Source organism: Nocardia sp. NPDC058058 (genome assembly GCF_042885355.1).
Lineage (GTDB): Bacteria > Actinomycetota > Actinomycetes > Mycobacteriales > Mycobacteriaceae > Nocardia.
In genome coordinates this window covers 390,820-406,824 of sequence record NZ_JBHVSA010000003.1, presented here as the reverse complement: position 1 = coordinate 406,824, position 16,005 = coordinate 390,820, and the positions used below count along the sequence as shown (strand labels likewise).

General features: G+C 62.9%; 9 protein-coding genes and 1 pseudogene. 5 read left to right on the top strand and 5 right to left on the bottom strand.

Annotated features, from left to right (window positions below; translation table 11 throughout):
• Nucleotides 1–64 precede the first annotated feature (64 nt).
• A pseudogene (locus tag ACFVUS_RS25565) lies at nt 65–1,017 on the top strand (IS481 family transposase); the annotation flags it as partial.
• Here the strand turns inward: ACFVUS_RS25565 and ACFVUS_RS25560 are convergent.
• The gene (locus tag ACFVUS_RS25560) at nt 918–1,283 is read right to left on the bottom strand and encodes a hypothetical protein (RefSeq protein WP_387774765.1); all 366 of its coding nucleotides are present in this window, start codon (nt 1,281–1,283) and stop codon (nt 918–920) included. The pseudogene ACFVUS_RS25565 and the gene ACFVUS_RS25560 overlap by 100 nt on opposite strands.
• 92 nt (nt 1,284–1,375) lie before the next feature.
• On the opposite strand from ACFVUS_RS25560, the gene ACFVUS_RS25555 reads away from it, so the two are divergent.
• From ACFVUS_RS25555 to ACFVUS_RS25540, 4 genes are all read left to right on the top strand, one after another.
• Entirely contained in the window at nt 1,376–1,666 is a 291-nt protein-coding gene (locus ACFVUS_RS25555) for a hypothetical protein (protein ID WP_387771341.1), read from the top strand.
• Complete coding sequence (locus ACFVUS_RS25550; RefSeq protein ID WP_387771338.1) at nt 1,663–2,325, top strand: TniQ family protein; 663 nt, start codon at nt 1,663–1,665, stop codon at nt 2,323–2,325. The genes ACFVUS_RS25555 and ACFVUS_RS25550 overlap by 4 nt, the downstream gene beginning before the upstream one ends.
• 364 nt (nt 2,326–2,689) lie before the next feature.
• Nucleotides 2,690–3,199 (top strand): DUF3592 domain-containing protein, encoded by a 510-nt coding sequence (locus ACFVUS_RS25545; protein WP_387771335.1) that lies wholly within the window; start codon nt 2,690–2,692, stop codon nt 3,197–3,199.
• 149 nt (nt 3,200–3,348) lie between these two features.
• Nucleotides 3,349–3,510: an integrase core domain-containing protein gene (locus ACFVUS_RS25540; RefSeq protein WP_387774678.1), complete on the top strand. Its 162-nt coding sequence runs from the start codon at nt 3,349–3,351 to the stop codon at nt 3,508–3,510.
• 485 nt (nt 3,511–3,995) lie between these two features.
• On the opposite strand, the gene ACFVUS_RS25535 is transcribed toward ACFVUS_RS25540, so the two are convergent.
• The 4 genes from ACFVUS_RS25535 to ACFVUS_RS25520 all read right to left on the bottom strand — a co-directional run bounded on the left by ACFVUS_RS25535 (nt 3,996) and on the right by ACFVUS_RS25520 (nt 16,004).
• Entirely contained in the window at nt 3,996–9,173 is a 5,178-nt protein-coding gene (locus ACFVUS_RS25535) for an AAA family ATPase (RefSeq protein WP_387771332.1), read from the bottom strand.
• 100 nt (nt 9,174–9,273) lie between these two features.
• Nucleotides 9,274–9,795, bottom strand: coding sequence for a hypothetical protein (locus ACFVUS_RS25530; RefSeq protein ID WP_387771329.1), 522 nt, complete (start codon nt 9,793–9,795; stop codon nt 9,274–9,276).
• Between the two features lie 660 nt (nt 9,796–10,455).
• The gene (locus ACFVUS_RS25525) at nt 10,456–11,574 is read right to left on the bottom strand and encodes a Wadjet anti-phage system protein JetD domain-containing protein (RefSeq protein ID WP_387771326.1); all 1,119 of its coding nucleotides are present in this window, start codon (nt 11,572–11,574) and stop codon (nt 10,456–10,458) included.
• Complete coding sequence (locus ACFVUS_RS25520) at nt 11,571–16,004, bottom strand: hypothetical protein (protein ID WP_387771323.1); 4,434 nt, start codon at nt 16,002–16,004, stop codon at nt 11,571–11,573. Before ACFVUS_RS25520 ends, ACFVUS_RS25525 begins: the two co-directional genes overlap by 4 nt.
• Between the last annotated feature and the right edge of the window lies 1 nt (nt 16,005).

Here is a 16,005-nt window from a genome sequence, read left to right as displayed (position 1 = left end):
GCGGGTCTTTCAGCGGCAGGATGAGAAACGCCAATCCCTTATCCGCCAGCAGGAAAGACCCGCCGTGTCCCACCGTAATGCCCCGTTATCCGTCGAAGGGCGACGACGCCTCGTGCTGCGTTGCCAGACCCGTCCGATCGCTCATGTGGCCGCCGAGATGGGAATCTCGCGCCAATGTGCTTCCAAGTGGGTCAACCGATTCCGTCGTTACGGCGAGTTGGGGTTGGTCGATCGTTCGGCCACCCCGCATCGCAGCCCGACTACAACACCGACCCCCGTGCTGGATCGGATCGAGAGGATGCGCCGTGACCGGAAATGGTCGGCCCGGCGCATCCACATCCAGCTCGCCTCCGAAGGCGTTGTGATCTCGACCCGTACCATCGGCCGTCACCTGATCAGACTTGGACTCAACCGCCGCCGATTCCTCGACCCGGCCGGGGAGACCACGCGGGCTCCTCGGCTCATCGTTGCCCGCCGTCCCGGGCACATGGTGCATGTTGATGTGAAGAAGGCCGGGCGCGCATCCGAGACGGCGGCGGATGGCGCGTCCACGGCCGAGGCTCGAGGCAGCACAAGGCCAATCACGCCGCGAAACAACGTGGTGAACGCGTCGGCTATGTGTTCTTGCACTCCGCGGTCGACGGCTACTCCCGGCTGGCTTACACCGAAGCCCTGCCCGACGAAAAAGCTGTCACCGCAATCGGATTCGTGTTCCGGGCACGAGCGTTCTTCGCCGCGCACGGCATCACGCACATCGAACGCATCGTCACCGATAACGGGTCCTGCTATCGCGCAGACGACTTCGCGAGGGTCCTGCTCGGCGCCAAACATCAACGCATCAGCCCTTATACGCCCCGCCACAACGGGAACGTCGAACGCTACAACCGGATCCTGGCCGAGGAATTCCTCTACGCCCACTAATGGACCAGCGAAGGCCACCGCACCAACGCGCTGGCGGTCTGGACTGGCAACACGCCCGCGAGATCCTCGCCCGCCGCGGCAACGACCACGCCACCGAAGCCGAAATCGCCCAGGCCGCAGCCGATCTGCTCGACCGGGCCGAGCAAGGCCCGTCCGTCGGCGAACCCGCACTCACAGTCCGTGATCGGAAGGTCGTCGGTCGCACCAAGGCCACCACGCGCGCGTGAACGCGGCCACCCGAACCACAGGACGACGACTCCGAGCCTGCCGCGATCACCGAACAGCCGATGGCGAAGGTGATTCCGCTGGGGGTGTTCGATCCGTTCGAGGAAGCGAGGAAGCGAGGAAACGCTGGTGAGCATCGAGGCCGATCCGGTGACCGAGCCAGTCCTGCAGCTGACCACCTTGACCGGCTGGCGGCACCCGCGGCGAACAGATCGCCGGCCGATTCACCATGATCCACAGCGTCGGCTTCCCCTACACCGCCGACTGGCGCGCCGTCGTCGCCACCCTCGAAATCACCCTTCGCCTGCATAAGCACATACCTGGAACGCTCACAGACTTGGATCACTACCTGCACCGACGCACCAGCGGGATGATGGGCAGCCTCTCGGCACTGATCCGCGAAGCAGCATTGGAAGCCATCCTTACCGGCGCAGAGAAGATCACCAAACCGATGCTCGACGCCATCGAACTTGACCATGCCGCCAGCGATTCAGCCCAACGCGATGGCAAACGCTCGTGACTCTCAGCGCCGACACGGCGCCACTGCCGATCCGGCTGCGACCTGAACCCGGTGAGACCGCCGAGTCCTTCGTCGTCCGGCTAGCCATCGCAAATCACCTGCGGCCTAGTTACCTTCGCCGACATCTCACTCCGGGGCGACAAGGAACCGGCTGCATCGAACCCGCCAAGCTCGCTGCGGTCTCGGGCCGAACACCCCAAGTTCTCTTGCGCATGTTTCCCGAGCTGGCCGAACGACGGTGTCCGAAACGGCAGGGCACCACCCAGGCCAGACGAGAGGCCAAGCAGCGCAACGACTCCATCAAGCATGCCCTATACGTGATCATTCGCCGCGACGCTGATAAAGGACTGTCCGGCAGGGAGATTCAGCGCAAGCACAACGTCGGATATCGAACCGTCCGCGCCGCGCTCACCCTGGACACCCCGCCACCGCGCAAGAAATACCGTGCCCGCGAACGAACCAGCCTCCAACATCTCGTCCCGGATATCGCCGCCATCCTCGAAGCCATGCCCGACGCGACGGTCCAGGACATCTGGAACCAATTGCTCGACCAACACCACGCCGAGGTCTCATACAGCGCACTTCGGCACTACCTCACCGACCTTCGAGGTCCCAGCCCGCAACGACGCAGAAGAGCCAACTCGGCTCACCTTCAGTGACAATCCGCCCTCGCAAACCCATGCCACCGAATCTGAGCCAAGCAGGTCACAGCCCGGCGACTGGCTCAGATTCATTGGCACAGGACACAGGAAATCACCCACAAACACGACTTCCCACCAGTGAACCGGGCATACCGTGGGATGAGGTGGAAACTCCCCAGTTCATGGACATGCTCGTCTCATTCGGATTGCACGGCACAGTCGGCCAGATCCACTGCGGGCACCGCTCCGCCGGTTCGGACCCGACAACCTTCAGGACACAACGCCGGACGCGAAGGTCCTTGCGATGTGAACGACGGCGCCACCGACGACCGGCCTGCCCGCCCACTCTGGCCGAAGTCGTGACCAAGGAGGATATCGGCGTATGAGTCAGCCGATCAGTCCCAGTTCTGCGCGCCGGATCCCTACCGTGCTGGCAGTCGCCTTCTTTGCGGCATGGATCGGCCTCGGTCCGGTGGTGGCATGGCAAATGTCGGAGCCTGAACTCGGAATATTCCGGAACCTTGATGAGCAAGGCGTTCGAACGGCTGCCACACTCATCGAGTCTCAACCAAGAAACCACAACACCGTCGTCTATATGTTCTCAGTGAACGGCAAGTGGTATCTGTCCAGAGATTCTTCGCGAGGGACCAATCCACCCGCAAAGGAACTCACCTCCGGAAGCACGATTCAGATCGTCTACGATCGACGCGATCCGAACAGTTCGTGTTCCTGCGACCCGGGAGCAGAACTGAAGCTCAGGTCTGCAACTGCGCTGAGAGCTGCGATCGGAGTTGACGTTATCGGTGTCATTGCCGCCATGTATTGCTGGTTCGGACGTCGCCAGATCAAATTTGTTCCTCCTCCATCCGATCACCGCTCCCCACCGAGGTAGGCGAGACGAATGACCGGCCAGCACCACATGCTGGATCGTGCACCGGGGTTACTGGAAGCTCGAAGTCTGGCTCGCGTGACAACGCAAGCGCACACCGACACTTTCGCTAGCGCGCGCAGGCGCAGGGTGGCGCAACGGCGATTCCATAGCTGCCCCAGGCCAGGGTCGTGATCAGTGACTGGAAGGACGAATACAACTATCGCCGAAGACATTCGGCGCTGGGCTACAACGCCCAGCCGGATACGCTGCAATCTGCATCCACCGATAACCGGCTCTCACACACAGTGGACCGAATCATGGGGTCCCGTTAGGTAGGTATTGGCCCAGTGGGCGATCGGTGTTTCGTTGGTGCCCCGTTGCCAAGGGCGTCGAGGTTTGCAGAGGTAGATAGATGTGCCGGTGGCGGGGCGGTGATGGATGTGCGGCCGGAGATTTCTCGGCCGCGGTCCCAGGACAGAGTTCGGCGCACCGTTGGCGGGAGGCTGAGCAGGTATCTCGTCAGGTGCGGGGTGACCTGGTGGGATTCCGTCGGGGAGCGCGATCAGCGCGGTGAATCGGCTGGTCCTCTTGACGAGGGTGGCTAGCGGACGGGCGTGAGTCCCTCACCAGATCTCATCCCAATGCCTGCGACGCGGCGGATCTGGACTTCTATCGGGCGTTCGGTGATGGCACCAGGCCACGAATGACCCCGCGGCCGTCTCGGTGACGCCCCGCTTGTGCCAGGTGCTTGCGCGCCAGGAGTGCAGCGGCATCCTCGGCTAGCAGGGGCAATGGCCTTTGACGAGTCAGGCATCAGTCAGCGCTTCGGGGGATTCGTGCATACCCGCCGATATCGGATCTTATCCGAGATCAATTCGTTCCATTCATCTCTACTCATGGTGTTCGCGACGAGATTACAAGCGACGTCCTCGAATGAGGTCGGCGATGGCCAGAGCCGAATTGTGCCTTCATCGTATCCGGAGGCGAACTGCAAGCCATCCGGAGAGATTGCCAGGCTCTGTATGAACCGTGGTCCAGCAACGAGTTGGCGTCCGATCGGCGTGTGATCGATTGCGTCCCAAACTCGCACAATCCCGTCATGGGATGCCGAGATGATGTACTTGCTGTCTGGCGTGAACGCCACCTGGGTCACCGAATCTCCCTGACCTCCTGGTTGCTTGCCTACCGGTGACTTAGCTGCTGTATCCCAAATACGAACGTATCTATCAGCGGCTCCAGAGGCGATCAGGTCCCCGGTCGGTGAGAACGCAACGCTGAAGACGAACCCCTTCTGACCTTCGGTCATCTGTCCCTGGCTTTCGCCGGTCCCGGCGTCCCAAAAATACACTGCTCCGTCTTCACCGCCGGTAATGATTCGTTTCCCATCAGGGCTGAACGCTACTGCGAACACCCTGGCTTCTTTGGCGGCCCACTCGCGCAGCAGTTTTCCCGTCTTCGCATCCCATATTCGAATTTTCCCGTCGTTGCCAACCGAGACGATTCGAGTTCCGTCTCGATCGAAGACGGCCGCAGATATCGGCCGCTTGCCGGGATCGGAGGTCGGTGGTTTCACTTCGATATTCTGTAGCGGATCTATGTGCTGATCAGCCTTTGCGTCCCATATCTTGTCTGCGTCCCAGATCCGCACCGCCCCATCGCGGCCGCTCGTGACGATGTACTTGCCGTCGTCGCTGTACGCGACGCCAAACCCGGTTCCGTGGTGTGCGGGAACCATTTTCTTCAATTTGCCTGTGGCTGTGTCCCATAACCGCAGGACCCCATCGTCGCCGATCGACGCGAGTCGCCGTATATTCTTCGGGGCAAACGCCAACGCCCAAACTTGACCGCCGTAGGGGATGACGCCCGCCGATCGTCCAGCGGCGTCCCAGAGTTGGACGTTGCCGTCGCGGCCCGTGGCGATCGTTCGACCGTCGGCACTCGGTGCCGCCGCAAACACCGGACCTGCTCGCGTATCGATCGCAGCACCGACCGGATGCCTGCTGGCGACATCCCAGATCCGCACAGTTCCGTCCCAGCCGGCCGAGACGACATGTTTCCCGTTATCGGTGAATGCCACACTGTTGACCTGTCCTTTATGGCCCTCCAGTGGAGGATGGGGAGTTCCGTCCGGGTCCAGGAGTTGGACCTTTCCATCCTTACCGCCAGCGGCGACGTGGCCGTCAAGACTGAAGGCCACGCTGAAGATCGGGGTGTGCGCGTCGAATTGTTCGGCGTTCGGCGCGCCGGTATCGGCGTTCCAGAACCTCACTGTTCCGTCCAGGCTGCCAGTCACCATCCGGTGACCATCTGAGCTGAAGGCGACGCTTTTGACCGCCTGCTGATGGCTCCCCGACAGGATGTGGGTTGTCCTGGTCCGGGCATCCCATATTCGCACCGACCCGTCGTCGGTCCCGAAAGCGATCCTGAGTCCGGCCGGGTCGCCAGTCGCGGCCACCGAACGTACGGGGCTCGTCGATTCGAAAAGCACCTCCTGCGGCTTGCCCGTCTCACCGTTCCACAATCGGACCGCGCCGTCATCTCCGCCGGAAACGACCCAGCCTCCGTCGCCGCTGAAGGCCACAGTGTTCGCCGCGCCGTTATGAGCTTCGAATTGCTCCCCCACCTCCTTCGGCTTATCGCCACTCAAGTCCCACAGTCGGACGCGGCCGTCCCAATTGGCGGTTGCGATGGTGTTTTTCGTTGGGTTGGGATTGAACGCGACACCTAATACATTTCGCTCGACGTGGTCCATCACGATGCCTTCGGGTCCGAGGTGTCGATCCCAAAGCCGCAGGGTGCCGTCATCGCCGCCCGACACTATCCGCGGTTCCGTCGGGCTGGAGGACACGCTGGTCACGGCGCCGCGGTGCCGACCGATGGGCCCGCCGCCGAGGGAAACCCCGGTTTCGATGTCCCATTCCCGCACCGTGCCATCCCAACCTGCCGATGTGACACGGGGCCAGAACTCGTCGAATGCCACACCGAGAACAGGCCCCCCTTGTCGGTCCAGGACTCGGGTCGCCACCGGATCGGCGTGCGTCACGTCCCACAAGCGCACGACCTCGTCGTTGCCACCGGAGGCGATGAGGCGACCGTCCGGGCTGAACGCCACGCTGTTGACCGCGCCAGGGGGCAGCGCCGCAGGGGACATCGGTGCGGAAGTAGAGATGCCGGTCTGGAGGTCCATCAGCTTCACACCGGCCTGGCCGCCCCACACAACTCGCTGACCGTCCGGGCTCAACGCAACACTCGACACCTTGGTCTCGCGTGCGATCGTTACGGCATCTCGGTCGGGGTGCTGCGGGTCCCAGATCCGCACGGTGCCGTCCTCACCTCCGGAGGCAACCCGTGTTCCGGTTCGGCTGAACGCGACACTCGTTACCTGCTGGTCGTGTTTGGCGATCACCTTCCCGAGTCGTTCCGGGTGCTGCGGGTCCCAGATCCGCACGGTGCCGTCCTGACCTCCGGCCACCACCTGGGTTCCGTCCGGGCTGAACGCAACGCTGTTCACCGCGCCTTGGGCCGACATCAGCTCAGCCACTGGCAATTTGGTCTGTGCGTCGAACAGTCGGACCCCGTCCTTGCCCGCGGACGCAATCCGTGTTCCGTCGTGGCTGAACACCACCGATGTCACTCGCGTCGGCAACGTCTTCATGACACCTTGCATTTCGACAAGGGCGTTCATCAACGGACCCGCATCCATATCGGGGTCGATCGCATGTGCCGCGAGCAGCCGCTGTATTGCGCCATTCGCATTGAGGTCGTCTTTGATACCACCGAGTATGGATTCGGATTCGGATCCGAGCCGAAGAATCGTCGCATCTTGGTACTCGTTGACGGCCTCGTTTTGCTTGATGAACGCGTAGCCCCCCGCGGAAACCGCGACCAACAGCAAAACGGTGAGCAGAGCGACCACCTGCCGCGTTCTGCGTGCACGTCGCCGTTCATCGTCACTGCTCGCCCGCAAGAATTCCCGCTCCTTGCCGGCGACCAAACCAGCAAGGGCGGGGTTGGTCTGCAGCGATTGAGCTGCGGCAAGGCGGTTTCCGGAGTAGAGGTATGCGGGGTCGTGGCCGACACGCCAATGATCCGTGGTGGTCGCGAGGTCGTTGTGCACGAGCAGCGCGTCGCGGTCCTGCGTGATCCATGCTCGGAGCGTCGGCCATGCCCAGATCAACGCCTCGTGTGTGATCTCGGCGTAGTTGTGGTCGAGGGTGATCAGGCGCGCTTCGGGAGCCGCGAGTGAGTCCAAGACGCGCCGGATCGCAGTCGCATCGTCGTTGGGGTGATCCTGAAACAGATTGTCGACGTCGAGACGGCGACGAGTGTGCTCGGTTCCCTGTCCGACGCGCACCATAAGCAGCAACAGCAATCGCATGGCGCGCAGTTCGGCGGGCTGCAACTCGTCGTGGATGCGATCGGCAACTTTTGCCACGGCGCCCTCGATCCCGCCGGAGTCGCGGTAGCCGCGCAGGGTGAGGATTCGCCCGCGGCGCTGATGCCAGGTCATCGTCAGCGCGTAGGACAAGAGCGGAAGAGCCCCGCCGGGATCTGGTGCCGAGCGAGTTCCCAGCCGCATATCGGTCACGATCTGGTCGGCCAGGCCGGGTTCGAGCCGGTATCCCGCAACCTCGGCGGGCTTTTCGATTGCGTCGCGCAGCTCGAGTTCGGTCATCGGACGGACAGTGAGCTGACAGTCGGACAGTGCCTCCGCCAGGATCGGATAGGCGAGGCAGTGGCTATAGAAGTCGGCACGCAGGCCGACGATGACAAGCGCGGCCGGGTTCTTACCCATCGCCGCAAAGCCGAGCGCTCGAATGAATATGTCACGCTCCGTGCCACTTTCGCAGGCCGTGTACAGCTCTTCCAACCGGTCGATGATGATCACGGCCCGAGCATCAACCGACATTGATGCCGCGAATCGGTCCCGGATCATGGAGGTGATGACCGCTGGGTCCTCGACCAACCGCGCTCGCATCGTCTCGACATCAGCGGTTGCGCTGACGGCAAGGACCAGCGCCTCGAGCGGCTTCGCAGTTGGAGTGCAGGGGATTATCGGCCAGGTTCTCGAGGAGAGTCCGGCGATGGCGTCGCGTCGCAACGCCGGTATTAGACCGGCCCGCAACAGCGAGGACTTCCCGGTTCCCGAGGCGCCGACGACGGCGACCAAGCCTGGTTCCGAATACCGTTGCGCCAGTTTCCTTGTCAGCTCCGCGACGGCTCGATCTCTACCGAAGTAGTAGGGCGCATCGGCAACACCGAACTCGACCAAACCCTGATATGGGCAGATCTGATCAGCTGCCTCTCTTGTTATGACCTCTACCGTGTTCTCGACCGGCGGCCGATACGCCCGATTGTCCGCCAGCACGATGTCGCCGACCGTGCCGATTGCCTGCCGATACGGTGGTGGTTTCCGCGGATGTTGTTGCGGCAGAACGCTGTGCAGGTGTGCAAACATGTGTTCTAGCGTGAACCGAGGTGGCCCGTCCGGATCGCCGTCGCGCAGCAAATCCACCGCTGCACCGCTGAATGCCGTCCGATTCGATTGGTCGTCGACAAGCGCCGTGACCTGGGGCGCAGCCGCTCCGAGCACGTAGCTGCCGGAGTGACCCCCGAATGCGAATGCATCGTCGAGAGCGCTGCCGACTGCGCCTCGCGCCCGACCCGCGAAGCAACAGTCGAGCACGACCACTATCGAGCGAATCCGATTACGCGCCACCGCGTCGCGTACCGCGGAGAACCCGAGCGCGGTGACCGGCAGGTCCTCGGTGAGACTCGTTGTGGCAGAAGTAGACAGGTGTAGCTCATTGGTCGGGCTCACCAACCCGTGGCCGATGTAATAGAGTAGCAGCACATCGTCGGCACCGTTTGCCGCGGCCTTGAGCGCGTGGTACAGGACCTCACGGCTATCTGGATCGACGAGCGTTGTCAGATTCGACCGATCCACGCCGCAAACTTCGACAAAAACCGACTCGAGTTGGCGAACAGTGTTCAACACCACCTCGGATATGTCCGGCAGCTCCGAACCGGCTGGGTGCGTTCCCGTGCCGACTATCAGGACGCGGGTCCCCGGCCCGACAAGATCGGTCGGACGACTACTGCTCACCGAGGTTTTCCGCGTCGCGGCTGTCCGGCTGGGGCGATTCCGTCAGCGACTGTGCCAACCTCTCTGCGACGCTGGCAATCTCACTGGCCGGCAGTGAACGCACCCGGATCGAGTCGATCTCGAATTCCGTGCCGTCGGGTCGTTTGATCTTCACCGTCACTGCGCTGGAACGATGGCGGATCCAGGTAATGAGAACACTCGCGAGAGCGGTTGCGAGTCCTCCTTGGCTGAGCGCGACGATCACGGTATCCCCGAACGCGCCCAGTTCGTTGCGGCGGGGAGGATCGCTGGCAAAACGAACTCCGCCGCTGATGGCGTCATCCTCGATCAACCAGCCGTATAGCGAGCGGGCCTCGTCGCCGCTATCGAGACCATCGACTGCGAGCGTCAGTTCCATGGTTCCCCCCAGATCTCTTTCATTGCCCTGCGCAAGCATATTGGGCTGCGCCCGATCACGGTGGTTTTTCAGTTCGTCGAGACGGTGTATCGGCTCGTTCTGTTTGTGATCCATAGATGGCACGGAAGCGTGCTAACTCTCACGTTACGGCGGCTGGCCCGCGGCTCTTCGGTCGACCTGTAGCCGACATCGCCGATCCGTGTTAACTGGAGGTTCACCGGGTTAGAGGATCTCGCGTCGTAGTCACGGCTGCAGCAGAAGTGGTGCTGGACCCGCTTCACCGTCACATGCGCAGACCGGTCGTCGCCCTCGAAGCACATCTCGTCATCCACCCGAGGCAAGGCCAGAGCGTTGACCACGAACGCCACGTCATCACCCCCTCGTCCCTGGTCCCGGCGGCACGGGTGAGGCGAACGAACAGATAGTGTCGGATCGGCCCAAATGCGAGGTGGGCTGAAGGATCATCCCCTGGGCAGTCACTTACCAAGGGGCAGCCGAGAGTCTGTGCGGTGGGGCATCTGTCACCCATTGCGGCACAAACCCTTGCCTCGCCTATTGCGCGTACTGCCATGACATGAGGACTGGCATTGCGGTAAGGCCCAGAACCGGTGCTGGCTCGAGCCTTTCCGCAGGCAAGGGTTCCCCTTTTTGCAGGTCGCTGATCTCTCCCGAGGCTTCGGCGGGTCGCGGACGATAATCACGGGCTTTTCGACCATGGCGCGAGCATCTCGTGGTCGGTCTGGTGCTCGCTCCGAGGCATTTGTAGTGCCTTGGCTATCGGAGGTCGTGGTGCCAGTTCCGGGTGCGGGCCAGATGCCGCGTGCCGACCCACTCCTGCGCGATTCGTCGGCCCGAGGTGAGCAGATGCTGTGCCGCGCTGCGATGCTGGATGGGGAGCCAGCGGGTCAGCTCGGTCGCGGTGGCGTTGGTACATGGCTTTTCGGCGCCGCACCAGGGCTTGCCAAGGGTGAAAAGGTCGGTGTACAGACCGACTGCGGGAACGACTGGAATATGCGTTTTCGTGTCTGCTTCTGTGGGGATGGACAGCCCGGTCCTATCGAGGTCGCCGAAGTAGCGGATTTCGGTGATCTCCTGGTTCGCCTCTATGGCTCGGACCGACGCGATGAAGCTGGAACCAAGACCCCATGCGACGTGTCCGACATTGTGGATTGGGGGTAGGTTCTCCACAATTGACCACCAGGTGGCGCTATTCTCTACGACGATCAGTAGATTACCGTCCCCGACGCGCGCGAATTGGCCCGCGTCGAGTTCGTCGAGGGGGCGATGGCTCAACAGCGGAGGCGGCCGGGGAATAGCCCGCATGACCGTCAGTAGTCGCTGTGGTTCGCCGAACAGCAGCCCGGTTTTCCAGTCGTCCAGGGCCTTTTCCGGAACAGGGAAATCGGCTTCGGTCCCGTAAGTGGCGAAGATTTCCAGAGCCCGCTCCCGAAACGGGACCTTCATCGTGTCTGGGTCGCTGAGCAACCATTGGTTGATGGCGTTATAGCGGGCGCGGCGTGCGGGCCCCGCGGTGGGCCACGCGTCCGCCAGATCGAATAGTTCGCGGTGCCAATGCGGTTGGGGCGGCACCGTGCGGGTCGACTTCGCGGCGACGGCTGCGAGGGTGACTTTCAGTGGTAGAGGCACCTTCTCCCGGTCGGTCTTCGCTGAGGACGTGATGAGTCCTTGCGCCACCAATACTCGCAGACAATTGGCGATGATGAGCGATCGGTTCGGATCGTCGCTACGCGGTGTGTATGCACGGGCGAAACACGTTCGTACGGTACCGATTTCGACCCTGCGAGTGGTTGTTCGCGACCAACCGTCGGAGGTGGCGGTGGCAAGCAGTTCCTCGTACAACCGCGCGGCCAGGTCCTCGATGCGATCGTTCATCGGGGGCGCTCGGGTAGCAAGATGCGGGATGCGGTGAGCACTGCGCTGTCATCGGCGTCAGGTAACTCGTCCAACATTGCTTGGACGCGGGCGTCGACAGACAAATATTTGCGTCCGGCTCGCAAGTCGGCGTCATTGCGGAGACGGATGATCAAGGGGAACCCGGCGAGCGCCTCGGCATCGAACAGTCCGGTCGTATAGATCAGCTGGACCCCAAGCGCGGCAGCGACCCCGCGCTGCAGGTCTAGCAGGTACCCGGCCGAGGCGCGTCCGATTGGGTTGTCTAGGAACAGAACTCCCGAGTGGCGGTGGTGCGCGCGACCCTGTTCGTTAGCGCGCAGCGCCGCTAGGGTGCAGTACAGAATGATGGCGGAGGTCAGATGCTGGCCACCGGAGAACACATCACGGACCTGGCCGATGCGGACGCGTTCGGTGCGCAAGACCGCGTCGGGTTTGAGGATCGAGACCTTGAATCCTTTGGGGACCGCGGCGCGGGCGCTGCGCAGCACGATGCCGACACCGTCGCGTTTGCCGGTCCCAAGATAGCGGCGCACCTCGTCGTCGAGGACCTGGCCGAGGTGATATTCAAGCAGTTCGCCTTCAACGGGGGTGAACCCGATTCGCAGGAACTCGTGTCCAGCCCACGACTCCAGGGTGTCCGGTAGCTTCGAGAGTCGTTGCGCCGCACGCAATGTGCGCACCGACACTTCGACGATGCCACGCAAGTTGCCCAGGATCATGGCGCGGTGGCGATTGGCGTCCTCGAGGTCCCGGGTGAGCGACTTGACTCGCGGGGCGAGTTGTTCGATCCAGTCCGCAGCGTGGACGGGTAGCTGCGCGTGAGTTACGGCGCGGATCTGGACGCGCACCGCGCTGTCGAGGGCCTCGAAACGCGGCTGGACAACGAGCCGAATGAGTCGGTCAGCCAGTCGTTGCAGCGCAGCGGCCTGGCTAGCGGCGTTATGCAACGCTGTCTGCTCATTGGCGCATAGTTCGTGATACCTAGTCCGCGCCTGGCCGACTTCGCCGAGAAAGGGCTCAGATGTATCGAGATCGACGACCGGGCGTTCCCTGCTGGCGAAAGCCATTTCGACGATCGAAGCGAAGTCGGCGGCGAGTGCGTTCGCCTGATCGCGCTCGCTCTCGGCGGCTGCGAGTTCGGCCGCCCTGGTCTCATACACCTCGGTGGCGTGGGCGAGTTGCGCTGCAGAGGTCTCGATGAGCCGGGCCGCGTGTGCAGTATCGACCGGAAGCTGCGAGGGTTCGAGCGGCGGATCGGGTACCAACAGCCGTTTCAATTCACCTTCGCAACGTCCGGTGTGTTTCTGGGCGGCCTCGAGCTCGTCTGTGGCGGTGGTCAATTTAGTACGAGACCGACTGGTCGCGGCGCTACGGGATGCCGCGTCGGCACCAGCAGATGACTCGAGCAAGCTCGTGGCGGCCTCCCGCACGTCGCCGTCGAGATCTTCCCAATCCTGTTCAGCCTGTTCGGCCTGACTGGCGGCGGTGTCGAGTTCTTTGAGCAGGTCGTCGCCAACCGCGGCCTTGTCCAGTGCACGTTGGGCGTACTGGAGCCGGGTACGGAGCACCGCCACCGGCTGATCGGGTACAGGACCGCTGAGGTCTGTCTGCGTATGTGCAGGGATCTCGGCGATGTCCGCTTTGGTGCGTTCGGCCAGGGCTCGGTGCTCGACCGCAGCCGTATCGTGCGCGGCGGCCACGTTATCTAGCTTTTCGATGTCGACGCTGAGCTCGTTGGCTTGGCGGCGGTGAATCACGGCGGTACGAAGGTGCCCTTGGTGCTCGCGTTGCCATTTTGCTGCCTTTTCGGCGCGCTCGGTCAAGTCCTTGAGCTGTCGTGCGCGTTCACGTCGCTCGTCGAGTTCGCAGCGGTCTCGGTCGAGCTCCTCGCGCCCGCGCTCGGCGGTCGTGTGCAACTGCTGCTGGCCCGCCGTAGCTGCCTCGACGGTCAGTCTCGCTTCGTGTACCGCCGCCGTGGCGGACGCTACGGCCTCATCGAGTTCGACGATCCGTCCTGGAGGGTAGTCGCTGCGCCACATAGAGATTCGGGCGCGCAACCCGCTGTCGGCATGATAGCGATCGTCCAGGTCGGCGAGCTCTGCCACGCGCAGATTGTGTTCGGCGAGTAGCCGCAGTCGTTCGGCCGCCGCCGCGGTGGGATTGTATAGCGCGGGGTTTGGCGGCACCACGAATCCGGACTCGGTATCGATGCTCAGGTCCTGGTGCGCGGCCACGGTTCGGTCGAATGATTGTGTGCTGGAAACGAATACGACCCCGCTGGGGCGGACCGGTGATGCGGTCAAAATGTCGCGGGCACGGTCAAGGTCGGCCAAGTCATTGAGGATCAGCCCTCCTGCCAGGTGCGGGAGGCGGTTTACGATTTCGCGGCGAACAGCCAGATTGGGGCGTGCAGCCAGTCGATCCCAGCCTGTCCAGCACAGAATCTGGGCTTGAACTAGCTGCTGGTGCAGCACTCGGAGTTCATGTGGAGCCACCAGGAGCGCCTCGGGGTCTTCGCCCCAGACGATCCGTGCGGGCTCATCGACGGCATCGGCGATCTTGATCTCGGTGCGTGCCCGGTCGCTGTGGTCGAGGGCACGCAGTAACTGTTCGCTCAATGTTTCGGCGTCCAGGTCCAGAACTACTTTGTCGCTGTCGAGCAGTTCGGCTAGGCGCGGGATTTCCTCTAGCTGACGTGTGTTGTTATGAGCTCGTTCAGCGGTCCGCTCGGCTGTGCCCAATCGAGCCTCCGCAGCGGTGAGCTCCGCTCTCGCGGTCAGCAGGTGAGCACCGGTCTCTTGGATCGCTTGCTCGAGATCGTTCAACCGAGCCTGACCACTCGCGACCATGGTGACGAGTTCGGCAACGCGTCGGTTCATCGCCTGTGTCGTCGCTTCGAGACCGTCCCTGGACTCGATGAGAGCTGTCGCCTGTGCCGTTTCCAACTCCGCATCGACCTCACCGATCTGGTCAGATAGTGAAGCTGCATGGGCTTCTTCGGTCGCCGCCTGTCCTATCGCGGTCTCCCACGCCCTGCGCAGATCGAGGACTCGGAGTCGATGGCGGTCGGCGCGTGCCTGTTCACGCTCGGCGTCGGCGGTGGCGGTTTGCACGATTACCAGCAGTGCGCGAGTCAGTTCCGCACCAGCTTGATCGCGAGCGGTCATGGCACTATCGGCGCGATCCTGTCGTCCTGCCACCACCTTCCTTATCGAGATAGCGTGCTCAGCGGTCGAGCCGCGCCGGATCAGCGTCGGTATCGCCTCCCAAGCGCGCACCTGAAGTTGAGCCCGCACTACTCGATCGCGCAGGATGTTCTGCTGTGCGATGGCCAGTTGTAACCGTAGCGCGGCCTCCGCGTGCACGAACGCGCCATGTCTGGTCGCAGCGCGGTCGCGCTCACGTTCGCTAATGGCAAGCTGTGTGCGGAGGTGCTCGATCGTGGAGGCATACAGGGTTCCCCGCTGTTGTTCCCGATCGGAGCGGGCGGCCATCTGTGCCAGAAGAGCGTTCACATGTGTAGTGGCGAAGGCGGCGTCAGTGGACGCGGTTGCGGCGTGAGTGTGCTGCTGGGCCAGCGGATCCAGTCGTTCGAGTGTCTCTTCCAGGAAGACGCGTTCGAGTTCGAGGGTTTCTCTTTGTCCGAGTTTGTCAGCATGCTCGGCGATGGATTCGGCGATGTCACGGCTTTCCTGCACAGGTAACACCGACCTGAGCAGGAATTCGACGAACGCGTCATCAGTGGGGAAGGTGAAAGCGTCGGCGGCGCCGCCCTCACCGGCGTTCATGGCACGCTGGTAGCCGAATAGTTCGGTATCGAGGCCCAGATTCGCCAGTCTGTCGGACCATTCCTTGTGGATCTTGTGCGGGTCCAGTTCCAAGTGTGGGTCTTGGGCGGCGAGGTTCTCGAGCCGGTGGCGGTAGGCCACGGCGTCGAGGTTGTGGCCTCCTTCGGCGAAGGGCAGTGTGGTGAGGTCTAGGTCGCCGTGCGGACGCAGGCTGTACCAGAGTTCTGCCATCGCGTCGGCGTCCGCACCTGATCGCCAGTCGGAGACCTTGCCAGTCAACAACAGTCGGCCGGTCTGGCTGTGCATCCATTCCAGAACCACATGCGAGACGTCGTTTCGGCCGACAAAATTCTCGAGGAGCTTGCTGTTGGTGGAGCCGACCACTTGACGACGGCCCGGCAGCATCACCGAGAAGATCAGTTTGATCAGCACCGATTTGCCGCCACCGTTCTCAAGGAACAGGATCGTGGCGGGTGAGGGGCGTCGCACCTCGGGTGCGAGGAGCGTCAGTTGCTGTTCGCGGACAGGCGCACCGGCCCCAGACAGATCCAGCACGACATCTTCGTAGCGCGCACCGACCGGACCCACCGAATACAGGCGCACGCGTGAAAGTTCATACATG

Bases quoted from the DNA above. Each gene is read 5' to 3' on its own strand.
- ACFVUS_RS25560 (WP_387774765.1), bottom strand. From the start codon at position 1,283: ATGCTCACCAGCGTTTCCTCGCTTCCTCGCTTCCTCGAACGGATCGAA.
- ACFVUS_RS25555 (WP_387771341.1), top strand. From the start codon at position 1,376: ATGATCCACAGCGTCGGCTTCCCCTACACCGCCGACTGGCGCGCCGTC.
- ACFVUS_RS25545 (WP_387771335.1), top strand. From the start codon at position 2,690: ATGAGTCAGCCGATCAGTCCCAGTTCTGCGCGCCGGATCCCTACCGTG.
- ACFVUS_RS25530 (WP_387771329.1), bottom strand. From the start codon at position 9,795: ATGGATCACAAACAGAACGAGCCGATACACCGTCTCGACGAACTGAAA.
- ACFVUS_RS25525 (WP_387771326.1), bottom strand. From the start codon at position 11,574: ATGAACGATCGCATCGAGGACCTGGCCGCGCGGTTGTACGAGGAACTG.
- ACFVUS_RS25520 (WP_387771323.1), bottom strand. From the start codon at position 16,004: ATGTATGAACTTTCACGCGTGCGCCTGTATTCGGTGGGTCCGGTCGGT.